The following is an 18,359-nucleotide window of genomic DNA, read 5'->3' as shown; positions in this document are numbered from 1 at the left end:
TCAAGCCGAGCAGTAGCTTGGTGGTGTTTGTCTGCTTTCGATTGTTTACACAGATTGCTTAAACAATCGCAGGCTGACGAAAAGTTGGTTGCGGGGGCCGGATTTGAACCGACGACCTTCGGGTTATGAGCCCGACGAGCTACCGAGCTGCTCCACCCCGCGTCTGAGGTCGCCAATAATAGGCGCCAGCGCACAGATTGCAAGTAAATATCTCAAAAAAAGTTTATTCGTAGATTAATCAGACAAAGAGTGCGGCTATTAGCAGCATCGTGCTGTTTTTTCAGGCAATCAGTCCGTACTGAGCATCCGCCACTACACTCAATGACGTGAACACTCTTTATCTGGGTAGGTAAAATATGCGCATCTCCGCCGGTCACTGCCGTCAGTTGGGGGCCACACCCGACAGTAACGGCGTCAACTTCGCTATCTGGGCTCGTCTCGCCAGCCGGGTTGAACTGCTGCTCTTTGCAAGCGCAGAAGATGCGACCCCGGAAGTGATCCCGCTCTCCCCTCGTCTCAACCGCACCGCCTACTACTGGCATATCCATATTGAGGGCCTGCCGGTCGGTCAACGCTATGCCTACCGGGTTCATGGTCCATGGCGCCCCTATTGCGGCACGCGTTTCGATGGCGAAAAAGTACTGCTCGACCCATACGGGCGCCAAATTGAGCTGGGGCCCAACTTTGATCGCCAGGCGGCGGCTCGCCCCGGTTGCAATCTTGCTCATTGCGCCAAAAACCGGGTGGTCGACATCCGTAACTATGATTGGGAAGATGACAAACTCCCTGCCCATTCACTCTCTCGCTCGGTGATCTACGAGCTCCACTTGGGTGGCTTTACCAACTCGCCAGACTCGGGGGTCGATCCGGCGCTGCGAGGCACCTATCTGGGATTGATTGAGAAGATCCCCTATCTGCAATCTCTTGGTGTCACCGCCGTCGAATTGTTGCCCGTGTTCCAGTTCGACCCCCAGGATGCGCCCAAAGGGCTCTCCAACTACTGGGGTTACAGTCCTATCTCTTTTTTCGCCCCCCACGCGCAATACGCCTGCGGCGATGATCCGCTGACCGAGTTTCGCGATATGGTCAAGGCGCTACACAAGGCCAATATCGAGGTGATCCTGGATGTGGTTTACAACCATACCGCAGAAGGCGGAGCTGATGGACCGACCTTTTCATTTCGGGGGATCGACAACGAGGCCTACTACATCCTCGACAACAACCAGAAAGACACCAACTACTCGGGCTGTGGCAATACCTTCAACGGTGCCCACCCGGTGGTACTGCGAATGATTATGGACAGCCTGCACTTCTGGCGTCAGGAGATGCATGTCGATGGTTTTCGTTTCGATCTGGCAGCTATCTTGTCACGGGATGAATCAGGCCAGCCCCAGGCCAATGCCCCCACCTTGCGTACCATAGATACCGACCCCAAGATCGCCGACATCAAGCTGATTGCCGAAGCCTGGGACGCTGGTGGCCTCTATCAAGTGGGGTCGCTCGCCGGCGCCCGCTGGCGTGAGTGGAACGGCCAGTTCAGGGATGATGTACGCCGCTTCCTGCGTGGGGATGACAACAGCGTCAGGGCATTTGTCGAGCGGCTGTGCGGCAGCCCCGACATCTATCACTACCACCATGCTGATCCGGAGAAGAGCATCAACTTCGTCACCTGTCACGACGGCTTCACCCTGTGGGACTGGACCAGCTACAACCACAAACATAACGAAGCCAATGGCGAGCAGAACCGCGATGGCTGTGATCACAACTTCAGCTGGAATCACGGTCATGAAGGAGTGACAGACGACCCCCAGATCAATGCCCTGCGTATGCGACAAGCCAAGAATATGATGGTGGCCACTATGCTCTCGGTAGGCTCCCCCATGCTGCTGATGGGGGATGAGCTGCTACGCACCCAGCATGGCAACAATAATGGTTACTGCCAGGACAACCCGACCTGCTGGATGGATTGGCGGCCCAGTAGCCGTGGTCAGGAGATGTTTCGATTTATGAAGGAGCTGATCCAGTATCGCAAACATCTGTTCCATAGACCCGAACAAGAGAGCATGCCGCTGTCACTGACCGAGATCCTGCGCCATAGCGAGATCTGCTGGCATGGTGTCAACGCCATGCAACCGGATTTCAGCGCCCACTCCCATGCCATCGCCATGTCGGCGCTGTCGAGCGAGACCAAGCTGGCGCTCTATGTGCTATTCAACGCCTACTGGGAGCCACTCACCTTTAACTTGCCAAGCCCCCCCAAGGGGGTCGGCGGCTACTGGCGGCGGATCCTCGATACCGCCCTCCCCTCACCACAAGATATCTGCACCTTCGGGATGCCGCTGGAAGGGCTGACCCGGGAGTATCTCGCCCAACCGCGCAGCAGTTGCCTCTTTATCTGTGGCGCCGATGACTTCTATTAATACCGGCAGGGCCCAGCGCCAGATATGCAAAAGCCCCGAGCCAAGGCTCGGGGCTTTCTCTTTTCAGCGCCAGTGTCAGATCAGCTGGTGCAACACGCTGGTAGCGGCAATCTGGGCGATCAGCAGGCCACACAGGGAGGTTGAGACCACCACAGGCGCGGTATCACGTTGCAAGTAGAGCGGGCTGAACCAAAGCAGCAGAGAGGCCACCAGCAGGGCCGCCTGGGTCACCACCGCCGGGATCAGGGCATCGAGGTTGGCCTCGGCCCCTTGCCAGCCCACCAGCACCGCCAGCCAGATAAGGCTGGCCATGGCACCGACCAGAGCGGCCACTGGCAGCAGAGTGTTGAACGCCTGCAACCGATGACGGGCCCGCAGCAGCATCAGGTGAGCAAAGGCCGCCCCCAGCATCATCATCTGCAGCAGACCGCTTACCCATCCCTGTAGTTGCAAGAGACCGACACCATAGGCAGCAAGCGGCAACGCAGGTAGCCAGAGCAGCGTAGAGGGGACGGAACGTTTACCCTCCAGCCGTGACTGGGCCAGCGACAAGCCAACCCCGAGCACCAGTGCGGCCCCACCACTCCAGATGAGCCAGCTGGCCGCCTTGGCCTCGACCGCCAGCATCAGAGAGAGGGCGGTAATGACCCAGATGGAGAAGAGCTGCTGGCTGATGCGCGAGCGCTGCCCGGGGCAGATATCACCGCGCCACAGCACGATGCCAAGGGCAATCAGGGCGCCAAGCGCCATCAATCCGGTGAGGGGAAAGAGCCAAAAAGGGAGTAGGACGAACATGATGCCTCCAGCAGCAAGGGTTCGAATTGCGCCACCAGGGCGCCAGAGAGGGGCGAGTATACCCAAACCGACAGCTATCCCCAATCACGGCAAACGATCAGGGACCATTTCCGTCAGCATGATGCACCTTGAAGGGGCCCCTGCTGACAGCCGAACCTCTTTCATCTATGCGCCTATGCGACTATGCGACTATGCGACTATGCGACTATGCATCCATGCATCTATGCGTCTATGTGTCCAGGCGATTTTGGGCGATACAGCGAACAGGTCAGCCCTGACCGCGGGCTAGCGCCACCACCCGGGCAAACATCTGGCGGATCACCGGCGGAATATGCTCACCACCGAGCCGTTCTGCCTCTTCCACCACAGCCAGTGCCATGCCCGGCTTGCTGCGCTTGTGGATGGCCTTGCTGATGATGTGGCTGGCACTCCACATGGCGCGCCCCCCTACTCCGGCCTCACGGCGAAACACCCCTTCAAAACCATGATGATAGAGGTAGTGCTCGATATCGGCGGCAGGCAATTGGGTCAGACGGTCACGCTCCCGCTCCCCTTTGAGCTGGCCACGAGCCGAGGTGGCATATTTGAGCCCAGCCTCGTCACCATCGGTCAGCAGATGCCACTCGATGCCAAAATCCCGCGCCACCTTGATCAGCGGCGATTGACCACACTGGGCAAACTCGATGATCCGCACCCCTTCTGCTCGCAAACTGTAACCACAGATCTGCGCCAGTTCGGAGAGCAACCAGATCTCGGTCTCCCCCTCCACCAGCAACCAACAACGGGCAAACAGCGACATGGGGCGGTTGATCCGCACATGAAAGGCGATCTTGCGCAGATCGTCGCTGCTGTAGCGCTCGCCCCCCAGCTGGTGACAGAGGATATCCTGTTGACGGCGTACCAGCCGCCGCACCTGATTGAGCGGCAGGGAAGAGAGCAAGTCTCCCGAGTTGGTGGTCAGCAGCTTCTGGCCCGGCAGTTGTTCCAGCAGCCCCCACGCCAGCGCCAACATGGTCGGGTGCAACCGGCTCTCCGGGTCCTCCAGGATCATGATGGGGCGAGCCCCCTCCTCCAGCTCGCGGTTACCCCGCGCCTGTAACAGGGTCGCCGCCATTCCCGCCATCGCCAGCTGCAGCGCGCGGTTATCGGCATGACGCAGCAGAGTATGCAGGTTGCCCGGATTGCGCAGGGTCATGGGACGATTGATGATCTCGCGCTGACTGCGGGGCTTGTTCTTGATCGGTGCCAGGGCGCTGAAGTAGTGATCCATCAGCTGGCGCACCGCCTGCAACGCCTCTTTAAGCTCGGGCTCGCCAATGCGCTGGGGTTCGTCGATCAGCTTGTCCGCCAGCTCGCTCAAGCGATGTTCACAGAGATCACCCCACTGCAACGCCTCGACCCCGTTACGCGCGCTACGGGCATCTCGCAGCCGGAATACCGGGTTCATGGTGATCAGCAGACAGACCAGCTCATGGGTGTTGGCGATGGGCAGGCTCTTGCCGACGCCATCGAGAAAATCGTGCGTGGTAAGCACAGCCCCATCCGCCTGCAATTCGGCGCTGGCACGGTAGTGAATGCGGTGAAATTTGTCCTTGTGCAGTATCCAGGAGGGGGAGAGGCGGGCCAGTCGACGGGAGTGTTGGCACATCTGGGGTCTGTGCTCGCAAAAAGTGAGCACCAGTTGCAGATGGCGTGCCGGCGCCAACTCGGGATCTTCCGGCTGATGAAAATCCTCGCCGGTGAACTGATAAGGCTCGGCATCCTGCCCCAACAGACACCAGAGGGCGCGCAGCAGGCTCGATTTACCCCAGGTGTTCTCGCCGATCAGCACTGTGGTCTGATCCAACCCGAGCGACAGGCGACTTATACCGCGAAAACCTTTGACTTCAATACGTTCCAGAAACATCCAGCCATGTCCACATCATTGTGATGGGGCAATAGTGGCAAAGTTACCGGGAAAATCCTATCGCAGGCGGGGCATTTTCAACGTGAACTGTGAGGCACTGCAGGTTCGGGAGGGGTAACAGCAGCGGTGCGATCTTGCGGGGCATTCCAGTGGCTGAACCAGAGGTGACGGGTACGGATTTGACGTTTGCGATAATTCAATGGGCATTCCTTTCAATGGATAAGTGGTAGAGAGTACACCTCTTTAGCCCAAAGTCTCAGGGTTAACTGTGACGGGAAGATGACAATTGCGCCCGCCACTGTCCCGGCGTCAAACCAAACGCCTCGCGAAAACGATTGCCGAAATGAGCCTGGGAAGAGAAGCCACACTGACTGGCGATGCTGGCCAGCGGCTCGGGGCCAGCCAACAGCTGCTTGGCCCGTTTGAGCCGCAGCCCCAGCAGATAGCGGTGGGGCGGGCAGCCGAGACTCTGGCCGAACATGCGGGCAAAGTGATACTCGCTCAGCCCCGCCTGCTGCGCCAGCTCTGCCAGCGTGACCGAATCGGCCAGATGGGCCTGCAGATACTCCTGCACCCGCTTGATCACCACGGGCGCCAGCCCGCCGCGTAGAGGCGGCAAACCGGGAGCCTCCTCGGTGTGGTGGCGGTAGGCGTGGAGGATCAACATCCAGGCGCCGTGGGAAAGCGCCAGCCGATCGATCCCGTGCTGCCACTGCAGTTGCATCAACTGGCGCTGCACCAGCCCGGCCGCCTGCGGATCGTCGATAAAGGTCTTGTCCACCAGTTGCAGGTGGCGCCCCTCCTTGTCACACGCCTCCTCGGCGATACGGGTGAGGTGAGCCGGGGTGAAGTAGAGATGAAAGAAGCGAAACTCTTCGCGCACCAGCCACTCGGATCTGTGGTGATCCGGCATGATGCACACCTTGCCGGTGCCACCGTGGCCACCCGGCCCATCGAGTCGCTCGGTCTGCTCGCCCCCCTGCAGATAGACGCTCAGGGTGTGGTGGCCCGGCTTGTGATAACGGGTCTGGTCATAGCAGTTGCGCCAACTGGCCACCCCGAGCCCGGGTTCGAGCCAGCAGGCGTCCTCCAGCCGGGCGCCGGTGCTGACCAGTGCATCAAATACCCCTGCTGTTTTCATTCGCCCCTGCCAACTGTTCTGGTGTACGTGTTATGCCGCTGCCATCCATCTTACCGACCGCGCCCGCAGATGACAGCGCAGGGCGATGAAAAACCGCAAGATGGTGCAATCCAGCCATCAGGGCTCGTCCCATAGTGACTCATCTCTCCCTGACTCACCGGAACTGTGATGAATCTGATGCTCTATCTTGCCACCGTGCTTATCTGGGGCAGCACCTGGATTGCCATCGCCTGGCAACTTGGCCCCATTCCCATCGAGGTGTCGGTGCTCTACCGCTTCCTGCTGGCAGCGGTGGCACTGTTTGCCCTGCTCACCGCCAGCGGCCGCTTTCCACGCCTCCCCTGGCACGGCCAGCGCTATGCGGCGCTGCTCGGTGCCCTGCTTTTTTCCACCAACTTTCTCTGCTTCTACCACGCCACCCGCTATATCCCGAGCGGCATGTCGGCGGTGATCTTCGCCAGTGCCAGCATCTTCAACGGCCTCAACCTCTGGCTGTTCGAGCGCAAGCGCCCCACCCTGCGCTGGCTGCAAGGCTCCTTGCTGGGGCTTTTGGGCACCCTGCTACTGTTCTGGCCGGTGCTGGCAGATGCGCAACTGGGTGCAAACGGCTGGAAGGGGCTGCTGCTCGCCTGCGGCGGCACCCTCTGCTTTTCGCTGGGCAATCTGGTCTCGGCCCGGGGCCAGCGCCATGGCTACCACGTGTTGCAGATGGTGCCCTGGGGCATGGTTTACGGCGTGGCGCTGTTGCTGGGCTGGGTCACATTGCTCGGGCAGCAACTGGTGGTGCCGACCGATGGCCACTATCTGGCGGCCATGGTCTATCTCGCCCTGTTTGGCTCGGTGATCGCCTTTACCGCCTATCTGACGCTGGTGGGGCGCATCGGTGCCAGCAAGGCCTCCTACGCCACCGTGCTCTTTCCGCTGGTGGCACTTACCCTCTCCACCTTTTACGAAGGTTTTGTCTGGCAGCCGGTCTCGGTGGCCGGAGTGGTGATCAGCCTTATCGGCAATCTGGTGATCTTCGCACCTCCCTTGAGCGAATGGCGCATTCGACCGGCCAAGGTAGCAAACGACCCTTGCTCCTGAGCCAGTCAGCCCCTAAGGTAGCGCTGATCCAATCTGTGACGATCCTGACGGCGATAAACAAGGGGGCGAGATGTTACTGGAAGGGCTGGAGACGCTGAGTCTGCTGGCGAGCGAAGGGACCATGGCCAAGGTGGCCAGTCGCCTCTATATCAGCCAGTCAGCGGTAAGCAAGCGGATTGCCCAGCTGGAGCAGCGCCTTGGCAAGAAGCTGATCGAGCCGGAGGGACGCCAGATCCGCCTCACTCCGCAGGCAAAAGAGCTGCTGGCACGGGTGGCGCCAAGTCTCGCTGAAATGAAAGGGGTACTGGCCGATAGCCAGGATCTGGCGGATCAGAGCCCCCTCCCCATCGCTTGCTCCGAAACCCTGCTGGCGGGTTATCTCGCCCATTTTATGCGCGACTATCTGGCGCGCGATCCCCACCTTGCCCTCTCTACCCACCACACGCCTGTCATTCTGGCGCGGGTGCGCAGCGGCGATGCACTGCTCGGCATCTGCGCTGGTCGGCTCCCGCCCGGCCATGGCCTCGGCGCCGATCTGCTGCTTGAGGAGCCCTTCTATCTGGTGGGCGAGGCGCAGCAGAGCCTGCCGCCAGCCAGCGCAGAAAGCAGGCGCAAGATCCTCACCATGGATCTGGAGAACCCCTCCAATCGCTACCTGCGCGAACCGCTGGCTGATTTGGGGCTGGAGCCCGCCATGGAGCTCGACTCCTATCTGGCACTCATCGAACTCGCCAAGGCAGGCATTGGCCCTGTGCTGCTCCCCGCTGGCCTGCTGGGGCTGGTGGGAGAACAGGGGGAGATGGCGCGCCCACTGCCCGGGCTGGGCCGCCCCCTGCATCTGGTCTACCGGCCAAACAGCCTAAAGCGAGAGCGGATCGCCAGGCTGGTGAGCGCCCTGCAACAACACTTTCGCCACCGCAGCGACACGCCGCGCTAGCCATGTAAAACACCAGATATGACAACGGGGCCCTTGGGCCCCGTATACATCCGATTTGTCGCACACTCGCCACGGTTCAGATCCAGGCAAACAGCTCCGGATACTGGCTCCACACCAGCTTGGCAGACATCAGCAAGGAGACGGTCACCAGCAGCGGCTTGATCAGCTTCACCCCTTTTTTCAGCACCATCTTGGAGCCAAAGCGGGCGCCGATAAACTGCCCCAGCGCCATGCAGAAGCCGACGCTCCACACCACCTTGCCACCGAGGGCAAAGAACAGCAGGGAGGCGATATTCGAGGTGAAGTTGAGCAGCTTGGTATGGGCGGTGGCGCGCGCCATGCCAAAGCCCGCCAGCGCCACGAAACCGATGGCAAAAAACGAACCTGTGCCCGGCCCGAAGAAGCCGTCATAAAAGCCGACACCGCCCCCCACCAGCAGCGCAAACAGCATGGGAGTCAGACGGTGGGAACTCTCGGCATCGCTTACCCGCGGCGAGAAGTAGAAGTAGCAGGCAAAGGCCATCAGCAGGAAAGGGAGCAGGCGCTCGAGAATGGCGGCGTCTATGGTCTGCACCGCCAGCGTGCCCACGGCGGCGCCGATAAAAGTACAGATCACCGCGGGCCAGATCATGGCCCACTCCAATAATCCTCTGCGAGCATAGAACCAGGTGGCGGAGAAGGAGCCGAAACTGCTCTGTAGCTTGTTGGTACCGAGCACCAGCGCGGGCGGCATGCCGGTGGCAAGCAGGGCTGGCACCGTCAGCAGGCCGCCACCACCGGCGATGGCATCGATAAAGCCGGCGACAAGCGCCACACCGAACAGGGCAAACAGAGTAACCAGTTCCAATTCCATCCTTAGACCTCACGAGAGTGGATTGCCCGAAGGGGTCGGGCAACCGGAGAACACCAAAACGACGTTGTGCGGGGGCTGCACAGGCTGTGCGCTATCCTAGCGGGCCACCATCAATGAATCTAACGAAACATTGGCAGCTAATTGATTCCTTAACTTCATTAATGTAACCCTGCACGCCCCTCCCTCTCAGAGAGTCTGTTACCGTGCGCTTAATGGGGCTTCCGCTTCCTTGATGGCCGCCAACGCCTCATACAGATGGGCCTCATCGCCACCGGGGAAACGGCTGACCCGACCGGCCATGTAGCGGCTGCTGAACAAGTTGAACCAGTGCTGCAGTGCTTGCCCCGCTTTAAGCTCGCCCGCCACTTCCAGCACACAGGCCGCCACCTCGGCGGTGCAGAGATGCTCGTCGCAGTTAGCCACCCGCATGCCGTAAGTGGAGAGCGCATCTGGCTTGATGGCCAGCACCGGAAAATCGTCAAGATAGGGGCTCTTGTTGAACATCTTGCGCGCCTCCGGCCAGGTGCCATCGAGCAGGATAAAGAGCGGCTTTTTACCCGGCGCCAACGTCACCTCCCCCGTCAGGCGGGCTGGCGCCTTCTCGCAGGCGGGAAAAACCACATAGGGCTGCCAGGCAGGATCAGCCAGCAGAGTCAGCAACTCGGGATGGGGTTGGGTACGTGACCAGAGAAATGCCCAGGTGGTATCCGGCAGCACATCGGCAATGAGGCGCCCGGTGTTGGAGGGCTTCATCGGCTCGCTGTCATACATCAGCAGGCAGAAACCGGCCTCGGCTTTGAGCTCGGGGCGCCACTCGCAAGCACACCAATCCTCACGTAGCTGACAGGCAGGACAGCGGGCCAGGGAGCCGCCACGGGCAAGAAACGGTCGGGTAGAGATACTCTTGCGCCAAGCCCGCAGGCGGTTGACGGCGTGATCAGGAACAGGCTTCATCTAGGTTCACAACTGGTGTCAAAACAGGAACAGCAGCAATACCAACGTATCAGGGCGCTACAGGGCCCGATAACAAGGCGCGGCCGGAAAAGCGCAAGATTGTACCGAGTTACAGGCTGACGGAACAGCAATCCCTCTCCCTTTCGCCAGACGCAGTACCACCCCTTCTTGCCTTATGACTCCTGACAACTGCGCAGCAGCGCCAGTAACAGGCTGCCATCGCGCAGCGCCTTGTGCACCTGCACCGAAGTTGGCTTGGTGGGATCTTCGTAGAAGTGGGTGGACTCAATCTGCAGCCGCACCAGATATTCGGCAGGCAACTGGCTGGCCAGCGACTGATGCAGCATGGGGAACAGCAGCCGATCGGCACGGGTGATCTCGCCCCCGAGCAGCAGCTTGCCAGGATTGAGCAGACAGATGAGGTTGGCGAGTACCTTGGAGAGGCGGCCCGCCGCCTGATGGAGAATATCCTGACAAAGGCTGTTGCCTGCCAGTGCCAGCTCGCACAGTTCGCGGATGGTGACGCTCTCTGGCAGATCATGCTCTTGCATCCGCTCGCGCAGATCCCGGTATTGCGCCTCCAGCGCCTGATTGGTCACCAGGGTGCAGGCACAGCCAAAGCCACCGCAGTAACAGCGCTGGCCGTAGGGCTCGAGCTGCAGATGACTGAGATCGCCGAGCAACGCATTCTCGCTTTCGATGAGCTGGCCGTTGACCACCATGCCGACCCCGATATCGTTGTGGACAAACACCAGCACCGCATCGGCACAATTTTTGGCGGCCCCCCACTCCCGCTCAGCCTGGATCCAGGTGCGCACATCACCGCTCACCAGTACAGGCACCGCAAATACCTCCTGCAGAGTCGGCCCTAGCGGCCAGTTACGCAGATCATAGAAGGGAAAATGTTTGACCATGCCGGAGTGACGTTCCACCTGCCCCGGCAGACAGAGCGCAATACAGGCCAGACTCAGGTTCTTTTTTGGCAAGAACACCTGAATGGCGTGCACCAGACTTCCCAGTAGATCGGCCCGTTCGGCCTCAGAAAAACGGTGACGGTGGCGTGCCAGCGAACGACCGGAGAAGTCAAACAGCGCCATATCAACATAGCCACGGCCAAGACGCATGGAGAGAAACTGGAAGCGGCGCTCGTTGATGCGCAGTAAAGTCTGACGACGGCCGCGCCCCACCGAACTTTCACCGCAAGTGACCACCAGACCGCCATCAAGCAGTTCACGGGTGATCTTGGTGATGCTGGCAGGTGAGAGGCCGGTCAAGCGGGAGAGATCGGTGCGAGAGAGCTCCTTGTGCTCTTCGAGACTGGCATAAACCAGACCGTAGTTGAGCTGCCGGATCAAATCGATACTACCTTTTACGATCTCATTCATAGGGTATGGGACAAAGGCTGAAAAAAAGAGGCTGGCAATTTTCACACATTATTGGTCAATCCCCAAATAAAGTGCGGCCTGAGCCGGAGCTCAGGCCACATCCCGGTGACGGCCGTTGCAGGCCTTGGCAAGATCAATAGCGGAACTGGGCAACCAGTTTGCGTAGCTTGTCCCCCGTACTGGCCAGATCGCGGGTGGTGCTGTTGGACTCCACCGCCGCACTGGTCAACTCGCTGACAATCTGCTGGATGGCCACCAGGTTTTTATTGATCTCCTCCGATACCGCATGCTGCTCTTCGGCGGCCGTCGCTATCTGAATATTCATGTCGTTGATGGTACTGACCGCCATCACCATGCTGTCGAGGGAGCTGGCGATGTGACTCGCCTCCTCGACGGTCTCCTGACTGCGCTCCTCGCTCGCCTGCATCACATCCACCGCCTGTTTGACGCCACCTTGCAGCCGTTGCAACATCTCGTTGATCTCTTTGGTGCTCTGCTGGGTGCGACCGGCAAGAGAGCGTACCTCGTCCGCCACTACCGCAAAACCGCGGCCCTGTTCACCAGCACGGGCGGCCTCGATGGCGGCGTTCAGCGCCAGCAGGTTGGTCTGTTCGGCAATGCCACGGATCACTTCCACAACAGAGCCAATCTTGCCGGTCTCTTGCGCCAGCTGTTCGATCACCCCGGAAGCGGTATGCACCTCCCCTACCAGCCGGTTGATACTGTTGATGGCGCCGCCAACCACGCCACGGGCGGCATCCGATTCACGGGCGGCATCACTGGTGGCACTGGCCGCATTGGAAGCACTGGCCGCCACCTCCTGCGCGGTGGAACTCATCTCGGTCACCGCCGTCACCACCTGATCGGTCTCCCGGCTATGGCCCTGCATTTGTCGATCCGAGTGTTCACTCAGATGATGCAGCTTCTCAACGGCGCTAAAGAGGTGGTTGCTAGTCTCGCCCACCTGACTCACCACCGACTGGATCCGCTCGACAAAACGGTTGAAGGCGCTAGCCAGCTGGCCAATCTCGTCCTGACTCTGCACCTTGAGGCGCTGGGTCAGATCCCCTTCTCCGTTGGCGATATCGTTCAATGCCGACACCGCATCCGCCAGCGGTTTCGTCACCCGATTGCCCACAATGACGGTCGCCGCCAGGGTGATGCCGAGGATCAACAGGATCACCAGCACACTGCTTTGCAATGATGCATGCATATTGCTCTCGCGCTCTGCCCGCAAGGCCGCCAGCTCATTGTCGATATCATCAATATAAAAACCGGTACCGATCACCCACTGATACTTGTCCAGCACCATGTTAAAGGCCAACTTGGGCGCATCACGGCCAATAGAGGGCTTGGCGGTCCAGTATTCAGAGAATCCATCCCCCTGACGAGCAACCTTGATAATGTCCTGGATCAACAACTTGCCTCTGGCATCCTTGTCGTTCCAGCGATTTTTCCCCTCCAGCTCGGCACGCACCGGCAGTAGCACCGTATTGCCTTCAAAGTCGTAGACAAAAAAGTAGCCATCGCTGCTATAACGCAGTGGTCTGAGCAACTCCTTGACCTGCTCACGGTTGTCCGGTGAGTCCGGCAAGGCATAAACAGCATCAACGGCAGTTTTGGCCAACATGATGTAACTGCTGAGCAGCTCTTTACGCTCCTTGATGGCATTTTCCCTCGCCACCACCAGCTCGGACTCCAGCGCACTCTTGGAGACCATATAGTTACTGAAGTTGACCACCAGGGCCATCAGCAGCACGGGTACTGCACCCAGTAACAGAATTTTCTGCTTTAGCGTCATCTTTCACATCCTTGCAGCTGGTTTTATTGAAATTCCTTGCTTACTCATCAGTATAGGTGCTGGCAGGGCGAGCCCAGCTTTCGTTACAATTCCCTTAAACAAATCGGCCAGAACGTGAAAATCATGAATCTTTGCCCTTGCGGCTCAACCCTTTCTCTCGAATTGTGCTGTGGCTCACGTCACAGTGGCGCAGCAGCCAACACCCCGGAGCAGTTGATGCGCTCACGCTACAGCGCCTTCGTGCTCGGTCTGGGGGAGTATCTGGTCCATAGCTGGCATCCGGCTCACCTTGGCGGCCTTACCGCCACCGAGCTTTCACGTATCGACACCCAATGGGACGGCCTCGAGATCATTGCCAGCCAGGGCGGCCCGCAGGATGAAACCGGGATGGTGGAGTTCAAAGCCTGGTTTCTGGAGGAGGGTGAACGGCACTGCCTCCATGAACGCTCCCGCTTCGTGCGTTATCAGGGGCGCTGGGTCTACACCGACGGCGAGCAGGATCCGGCGCCACTCAAGGCGGGACGCAACGATCCCTGCCCCTGTGGCAGCGGCAAAAAGCACAAGAAGTGCTGCGGCTGACCCATCACACACCCACCAGACTCGTCAAACAGTGACAAGGGGCATCCGATGCCCCTTTTTTGTGTCTGTTATTCGCCTTCAGCCCATCAACCGCTGCGATAACAAGCGTGACAAATGTCACATAATGCTCATTAACGCGCGCAGATATGAGCGTTTGCGAGCGCAAATTTGGCCCATATCAAACATTTCCACTCAGAAGTAGGCCACACTGGCCTCATCTGGAAGAGATGAGACGGGCAACAATGAAAAGAATAACCACACAAGTCGTCATCATAGGCGGCGGTGCCACCGGAGCCGGCATCATGCGCGATTGCGCACTGCGCGGCATCGACTGCATCCTGCTCGAGCGCGATGATATCGCCGCCGGCACCACCGGCCGCAACCACGGCCTGCTCCACTCCGGTGCCCGCTACGCGGTGACGGATCAGGAGTCCGCCCGCGAATGCATCCAGGAAAACCGCATCCTCAAGCGGATTGCCAGCCACTGTGTCGAAGACACCGGCGGCCTCTTCCTCACCCTGCCGGAAGATGACATCAATTTCCAAACCACCTTTATGGATGCCTGCGCCCTGGCCGGTATCGACACCCGCCAGCTTGATCCCGGTGAAGCCTTGCGCATGGAGCCCAACGCCAACCCGGCGATGATCGGCGCCATCCATGTGCCGGATGGCACAGTCGACCCGTTCCGCCTCGCCGCTGCCAACGTGCTGGACGCCAAAGAGCATGGCGCCCGCATCTTCACCCACAGCAAGGTGCTGGGGCTGCTCCGCACTCAGGATCGGGTACACGGGGTCAAGGCGATCAATACTCGCACCGGCGAAGCGTTCGAGGTGGAGTGTCAGGAGGTGATCAACGCTGCCGGCATCTGGGGCCAGCAAATTTGCGAATACGCCGATCTCGGCATCCGCATGTTCCCGGCCAAGGGATCCCTGCTCATCATGGATTACCGCATCAACCAGCTGGTGCTCAACCGCGCGCGCAAACCGGCGGATGCGGACATTCTGGTGCCGGGCGATACCATCTCCCTCATCGGCACCACCTCCAGCCGTATCGATTACAACAAGATTGACCAGCTCACCGTCGAGCCCGAAGAGGTGGAAGTGCTGCTGCGCGAGGGGATCAAGCTTGCCCCCATCATGGCCCGCACCCGTCTGCTGCGCGCCTACGCAGGCGTTCGCCCGCTGGTAGCGGTGGACGGTGACGACACCGGCCGCAACATCAGTCGCGGCATAGTGCTGCTCGATCACGCCGAGCGCGACGGCCTCAAGGGCTTCAACACCATCACCGGCGGCAAGCTGATGACCTACCGCCTGATGGCGGAGTGGGCCACCGATCTGCTGGCCAAGAAACTCGGCAACAACAAACCCTGCCAGACCGCCGAACTGAGTCTGCCCGGCTCGCGGGATCCGGAAAAGGTCTCGGCCCCCGGTCTCTCGGTGCCGGTCGAAGGCTCCGCCCAGTACCGCCACGGCGAGCGGGTCATCGCCTTCTTCCGTGACAATCCGAAAGCCAACGCCCTTATCTGCGAGTGCGAAATGGTCACCGCGGGCGAAATCGAATACGCCCTGCGCGAGCTGGATGTGGACAACCTCATCGACCTGCGCCGCCGCACCCGTCTGGGGATGGGGCCCTGTCAGGGGGAGCTGTGCGCCTACCGCGCCGCCGGTCTGATGCAGGAGTATGGCAAGGCTGACGGCCGTCAGGCCTGCGTCATGCTGCGCCAGTTCCTCGAGGAGCGTTACAAGGGAACCCGCCCCGTCCTCTGGGGTGATGCCCTGCGCGAGGCCGAGTTCACCTACTGGATCTACCAAGGGCTGTTTGGCCTGGGGGAATGGACGGCGCCACAGCTGGTCGCCGATACCCCACGCGACCCAACCAGCGAGACCACTCACAAGGAGAGCCGTCATGAAGTTTGACAATATCGTTATCGGCGGTGGCATGGCGGGACTCTCGGCTGCCCTGCGGCTGGTGGAGGCAGGCCAGAAGACCCTGCTGATGGCCTCCGGCCAGAGTGCCCTGCACTTCTCCTCCGGCTCGGTCGATCTGCTCGAAAGCGAGGGAGATCCCCGCGCCGCCCTGCCCGCCTTTATGGCTGCCCATCCGGATCACCCCTACAGCAAGGTGGGAATGCAGAATATCGAAGCGAGCCTGGCCGATCTGCAGCGCCACTGCGCCGAGCAGGGATTGCCGCTGGTGCGCCACGACACCAATCACCAGCGTCTGACCCCCATCGGCACCCTCAAGCGCACCTGGCTCTCCCCCGATACCTGTGCTTGCGTCACCGATGCGCCGATCCCGGATGTGCTGCTGCTGGCCACCCTCGAAGGCTTTCGCGACTTTCATCCGGCACTGGCGGCCGCCAATCTGGCGACCCATCCGCGTTTTGCCCACTGCCGCATTCTGACCGGCGACATCCGCCTGCCCCAGCTGGCGGAATTTAGCCGCAATCCCCACGAGTTTCGCTCAGCCGACATCGCGCGCCTGTGTGACAAGCATCATCTGGTAGCGGACTTGGCCCGCGAGATCAGCCGCATGGTGCAGGAGAGTGGCGAACCGGACTGCCGCCATATCGTGCTGCCGGCCTGCTTGTCGCTGGGGCTGGTTGGCCCGCGTCTGGCGGAGCTGGAGCAGCGTACCGGCTGCACCATCAAGGAGGTGGCCACCATGCCGCCGTCACTGATCGGGATGCGGATGCAGGAGGCGCTCAAGCGCCGCTTTATGGCCCTTGGCGGCACCTTCCTCACCAGCGAGCGGGTGCTGGGCGCCCGTTACGAGGGTGACCGGGTGGTCGGCGTACACAGCCAGAATGGCGATGATCAGCTGTTCGAGGCGGACAACTTCGTGCTCGCCTCCGGCAGCTTCTTCAGTCGCGGGCTGGAGTCCCGCCTGCGCGGCATTCGCGAGCCCATCTTCGATGCCGATGTGCTGAGTCTGGAGGAGCGTGACGCCTGGGCCGGTCGTCGCCTGTTCGATCACCACCCTTTCATGGGCTTCGGGGTCAAGACCGACGACAAGCTCAGAGTGCTGCGTGGCGGCAAGCCGCTCACCAACCTCTATGGCGCGGGCAGTGTCTTGGCCCATTACGACCCAATTCGTGAAGGTTCCGGCTCCGGCGTTGCCGTTGCCACCGGCTGGCAGGCTGCCGGCCATATTCTGGGTGAAGCCCAATGATTTACTTGTCCCATATCCCGTGTCTTCAGCATCGCCGGGAGGAGAACTGACATGCTACTGGATCACGCCAACCAAACGTTCGATCAGTGCATCAAATGCACCGTCTGTACCGCCTACTGCCCGGTGGCCAAGGCCAACCCCGCCTACCCCGGCCCGAAACAGGCGGGCCCGGATGGGGAGCGGCTGCGGATCAAGAGCCCGGAGCTGTTCGACAGCGCCCTCAAGCACTGCACCAACTGCAAGCGCTGCGAAGTTGCCTGCCCAAGCGGGGTACGCATCGGGGACATCATCGCCAAGGCCAAACACCAGTACAGCGGCTTCAAACCGGGGATCCGCGAGTTCGTGCTCTCCCACACCGATCTGATGGGCAGCATGTCGACCCTGATGGCCCCGGTGGTCAACTTCACCACCGGCCTCAAGCCGATGAAGCTTGTGCTGGACAAGGCGCTGGGGGTCTCATCCCACCGCGACCTGCCCAAATACTCCCAGGGCACCTTCCGCGGCTGGTACAAGAAGCAAAAAGAATCTCAGGCCCGCTTTGCGCGGCAGATCGCCTACTTCCACGGCTGCTACGTCAACTACAACCACCCGCAGCTTGGCAAGGAGCTGGTACAGGTGCTCAACGCCATGAACATCGGTGTGCAGTTGCTTGAGCGGGAGAAGTGCTGCGGCGTGCCGCTCATTGCCAACGGCTTTATGGACAAGGCCAAGCAACAGGCGGCCTTTAATATCAAGCAGATGGAGAACTCCCTGCTGGGCAACGAGATGCCGCTGCTGGCCACCTCCTCCACCTGCGGCTTTACCCTGCGCGATGAATATCCCCACCTGCTGGAGCAGGACAACCACAAGGTGCGGGATCGCATCTCGCTGGTGACCCGCTTCCTGTGGAACGAGTTCTACAAGGGCAACAAACCGGCGATGAAGCCGCTCAATCTGCACATCGCCTACCACACCCCCTGCCACATGGAGAAGATGGGGGGCGTCATCTACACCCTCGAATTGCTGCGCGCCATTCCCGGGGTCAAGGTGACGGTACTGGAGTCCCAGTGCTGCGGTATCGCCGGCACCTACGGCTTCAAGTCGGAGAACTACCAGACCAGCCAGACCATCGGCGAGGGTCTGTTTGATCAGATCAACCGGCTGGCCCCCGATCTGGTGATCACCGACTGCGAGACCTGCAAATGGCAGATCGAGATGAGCACCAGCTTCCGCTGTGAACATCCGATCCATCTGCTGGCCCAGGCGCTGGCATAGGCGAGCCACCGGCCATGTCGGCTGCTGGAGACCACGACGCCAGAGTGTCCGACATAGTATGGTGGTCACGATAAGCC

General features: G+C 60.4%; 14 protein-coding genes and 1 tRNA gene. 7 read left to right on the top strand and 8 right to left on the bottom strand.

What is annotated here, in order from left to right; all coding sequences use genetic code 11:
- Positions 1-85 precede the first annotated feature (85 nt).
- Positions 86-162 (bottom strand) — tRNA-Met (locus BN1117_RS12035).
- A gap of 194 nt (positions 163-356) precedes the next feature.
- Between BN1117_RS12035 and glgX the strand changes: the two genes are divergently transcribed.
- The gene (gene glgX / locus BN1117_RS12030) at positions 357-2,420 is read left to right on the top strand and encodes a glycogen debranching protein GlgX (protein ID WP_040097648.1); all 2,064 of its coding nucleotides are present in this window, start codon (positions 357-359) and stop codon (positions 2,418-2,420) included.
- A gap of 75 nt (positions 2,421-2,495) precedes the next feature.
- Here glgX and BN1117_RS12025 read toward each other — a convergent pair whose 3' ends face one another.
- From BN1117_RS12025 to BN1117_RS12015, 3 genes are all read right to left on the bottom strand, one after another.
- Positions 2,496-3,215, bottom strand: coding sequence for a hypothetical protein (locus BN1117_RS12025; protein WP_040097646.1), 720 nt, complete (start codon positions 3,213-3,215; stop codon positions 2,496-2,498).
- A gap of 268 nt (positions 3,216-3,483) precedes the next feature.
- On the bottom strand, positions 3,484-5,121 hold the full coding sequence (locus BN1117_RS12020; protein ID WP_040097644.1) for an ATP-dependent endonuclease: 1,638 nt from the start codon (positions 5,119-5,121) through the stop codon (positions 3,484-3,486).
- Between the two features lie 262 nt (positions 5,122-5,383).
- Positions 5,384-6,262 carry a helix-turn-helix domain-containing protein gene (locus BN1117_RS12015; RefSeq protein ID WP_040097642.1) on the bottom strand — a complete coding sequence of 293 codons (879 nt, stop codon included), beginning with the start codon at positions 6,260-6,262 and terminating at the stop codon, positions 5,384-5,386.
- A 168-nt stretch (positions 6,263-6,430) separates the two neighbouring features.
- Between BN1117_RS12015 and BN1117_RS12010 the strand changes: the two genes are divergently transcribed.
- Together BN1117_RS12010 and BN1117_RS12005 are read left to right on the top strand one after the other, a co-directional pair.
- Positions 6,431-7,348 (top strand): DMT family transporter, encoded by a 918-nt coding sequence (locus BN1117_RS12010; protein ID WP_040097641.1) that lies wholly within the window; start codon positions 6,431-6,433, stop codon positions 7,346-7,348.
- 70 nt (positions 7,349-7,418) lie between these two features.
- Positions 7,419-8,285 carry a LysR family transcriptional regulator gene (locus BN1117_RS12005; RefSeq protein ID WP_040097639.1) on the top strand — a complete coding sequence of 289 codons (867 nt, stop codon included), beginning with the start codon at positions 7,419-7,421 and terminating at the stop codon, positions 8,283-8,285.
- 76 nt (positions 8,286-8,361) lie between these two features.
- Here BN1117_RS12005 and BN1117_RS12000 read toward each other — a convergent pair whose 3' ends face one another.
- From BN1117_RS12000 to BN1117_RS11985, 4 genes are all read right to left on the bottom strand, one after another.
- Positions 8,362-9,138 carry a TSUP family transporter gene (locus BN1117_RS12000; RefSeq protein ID WP_040097637.1) on the bottom strand — a complete coding sequence of 259 codons (777 nt, stop codon included), beginning with the start codon at positions 9,136-9,138 and terminating at the stop codon, positions 8,362-8,364.
- 198 nt (positions 9,139-9,336) lie between these two features.
- Positions 9,337-10,092 (bottom strand): tRNA-uridine aminocarboxypropyltransferase, encoded by a 756-nt coding sequence (locus tag BN1117_RS11995; protein WP_040097635.1) that lies wholly within the window; start codon positions 10,090-10,092, stop codon positions 9,337-9,339.
- A 173-nt stretch (positions 10,093-10,265) separates the two neighbouring features.
- A complete protein-coding gene (locus BN1117_RS11990) occupies positions 10,266-11,477 on the bottom strand; it encodes an ROK family transcriptional regulator (RefSeq protein ID WP_040097633.1) in 1,212 nt (403 codons plus the stop codon).
- 133 nt (positions 11,478-11,610) lie between these two features.
- Complete coding sequence (locus tag BN1117_RS11985; protein WP_040097631.1) at positions 11,611-13,278, bottom strand: methyl-accepting chemotaxis protein; 1,668 nt, start codon at positions 13,276-13,278, stop codon at positions 11,611-11,613.
- Positions 13,279-13,401: 123 nt separating this feature from the next.
- Here BN1117_RS11985 and BN1117_RS11980 point away from each other — a divergent pair, with 123 nt between their 5' ends.
- The 4 genes from BN1117_RS11980 to glpC all read left to right on the top strand — a co-directional run bounded on the left by BN1117_RS11980 (position 13,402) and on the right by glpC (position 18,282).
- Positions 13,402-13,857 carry a YchJ family protein gene (locus BN1117_RS11980; protein WP_082032597.1) on the top strand — a complete coding sequence of 152 codons (456 nt, stop codon included), beginning with the start codon at positions 13,402-13,404 and terminating at the stop codon, positions 13,855-13,857.
- Positions 13,858-14,099: 242 nt separating this feature from the next.
- Positions 14,100-15,773 carry an anaerobic glycerol-3-phosphate dehydrogenase subunit A gene (glpA, locus tag BN1117_RS11975; RefSeq protein ID WP_040097628.1) on the top strand — a complete coding sequence of 558 codons (1,674 nt, stop codon included), beginning with the start codon at positions 14,100-14,102 and terminating at the stop codon, positions 15,771-15,773.
- Positions 15,763-17,028: a glycerol-3-phosphate dehydrogenase subunit GlpB gene (gene glpB / locus BN1117_RS11970; RefSeq protein ID WP_040097626.1), complete on the top strand. Its 1,266-nt coding sequence runs from the start codon at positions 15,763-15,765 to the stop codon at positions 17,026-17,028. Before glpA ends, glpB begins: the two co-directional genes overlap by 11 nt.
- A gap of 51 nt (positions 17,029-17,079) precedes the next feature.
- Positions 17,080-18,282: an anaerobic glycerol-3-phosphate dehydrogenase subunit GlpC gene (glpC, locus tag BN1117_RS11965; RefSeq protein ID WP_040097624.1), complete on the top strand. Its 1,203-nt coding sequence runs from the start codon at positions 17,080-17,082 to the stop codon at positions 18,280-18,282.
- Positions 18,283-18,359 lie beyond the last annotated feature (77 nt).

It is taken from the genome of Aeromonas australiensis, from assembly GCF_000819725.1.
GTDB classification, from domain to species: Bacteria; Pseudomonadota; Gammaproteobacteria; order Enterobacterales; family Aeromonadaceae; genus Aeromonas; species Aeromonas australiensis.
The sequence above is the reverse complement of the archived record's forward strand: the minus strand, read 5'-3'. Positions and strand labels throughout refer to the sequence as shown.

Bases quoted from the DNA above. Each gene is read 5' to 3' on its own strand.
- glgX (WP_040097648.1), top strand. From the start codon at position 357: ATGCGCATCTCCGCCGGTCACTGCCGTCAGTTGGGGGCCACACCCGAC.
- BN1117_RS12025 (WP_040097646.1), bottom strand. From the start codon at position 3,215: ATGTTCGTCCTACTCCCTTTTTGGCTCTTTCCCCTCACCGGATTGATG.
- BN1117_RS12020 (WP_040097644.1), bottom strand. From the start codon at position 5,121: ATGTTTCTGGAACGTATTGAAGTCAAAGGTTTTCGCGGTATAAGTCGC.
- BN1117_RS12015 (WP_040097642.1), bottom strand. From the start codon at position 6,262: ATGAAAACAGCAGGGGTATTTGATGCACTGGTCAGCACCGGCGCCCGG.
- BN1117_RS12010 (WP_040097641.1), top strand. From the start codon at position 6,431: ATGAATCTGATGCTCTATCTTGCCACCGTGCTTATCTGGGGCAGCACC.
- BN1117_RS12005 (WP_040097639.1), top strand. From the start codon at position 7,419: ATGTTACTGGAAGGGCTGGAGACGCTGAGTCTGCTGGCGAGCGAAGGG.
- BN1117_RS12000 (WP_040097637.1), bottom strand. From the start codon at position 9,138: ATGGAATTGGAACTGGTTACTCTGTTTGCCCTGTTCGGTGTGGCGCTT.
- BN1117_RS11995 (WP_040097635.1), bottom strand. From the start codon at position 10,092: ATGAAGCCTGTTCCTGATCACGCCGTCAACCGCCTGCGGGCTTGGCGC.
- BN1117_RS11990 (WP_040097633.1), bottom strand. From the start codon at position 11,477: ATGAATGAGATCGTAAAAGGTAGTATCGATTTGATCCGGCAGCTCAAC.
- BN1117_RS11985 (WP_040097631.1), bottom strand. From the start codon at position 13,278: ATGACGCTAAAGCAGAAAATTCTGTTACTGGGTGCAGTACCCGTGCTG.
- BN1117_RS11980 (WP_082032597.1), top strand. From the start codon at position 13,402: ATGAATCTTTGCCCTTGCGGCTCAACCCTTTCTCTCGAATTGTGCTGT.
- glpA (WP_040097628.1), top strand. From the start codon at position 14,100: ATGAAAAGAATAACCACACAAGTCGTCATCATAGGCGGCGGTGCCACC.
- glpB (WP_040097626.1), top strand. From the start codon at position 15,763: ATGAAGTTTGACAATATCGTTATCGGCGGTGGCATGGCGGGACTCTCG.
- glpC (WP_040097624.1), top strand. From the start codon at position 17,080: ATGCTACTGGATCACGCCAACCAAACGTTCGATCAGTGCATCAAATGC.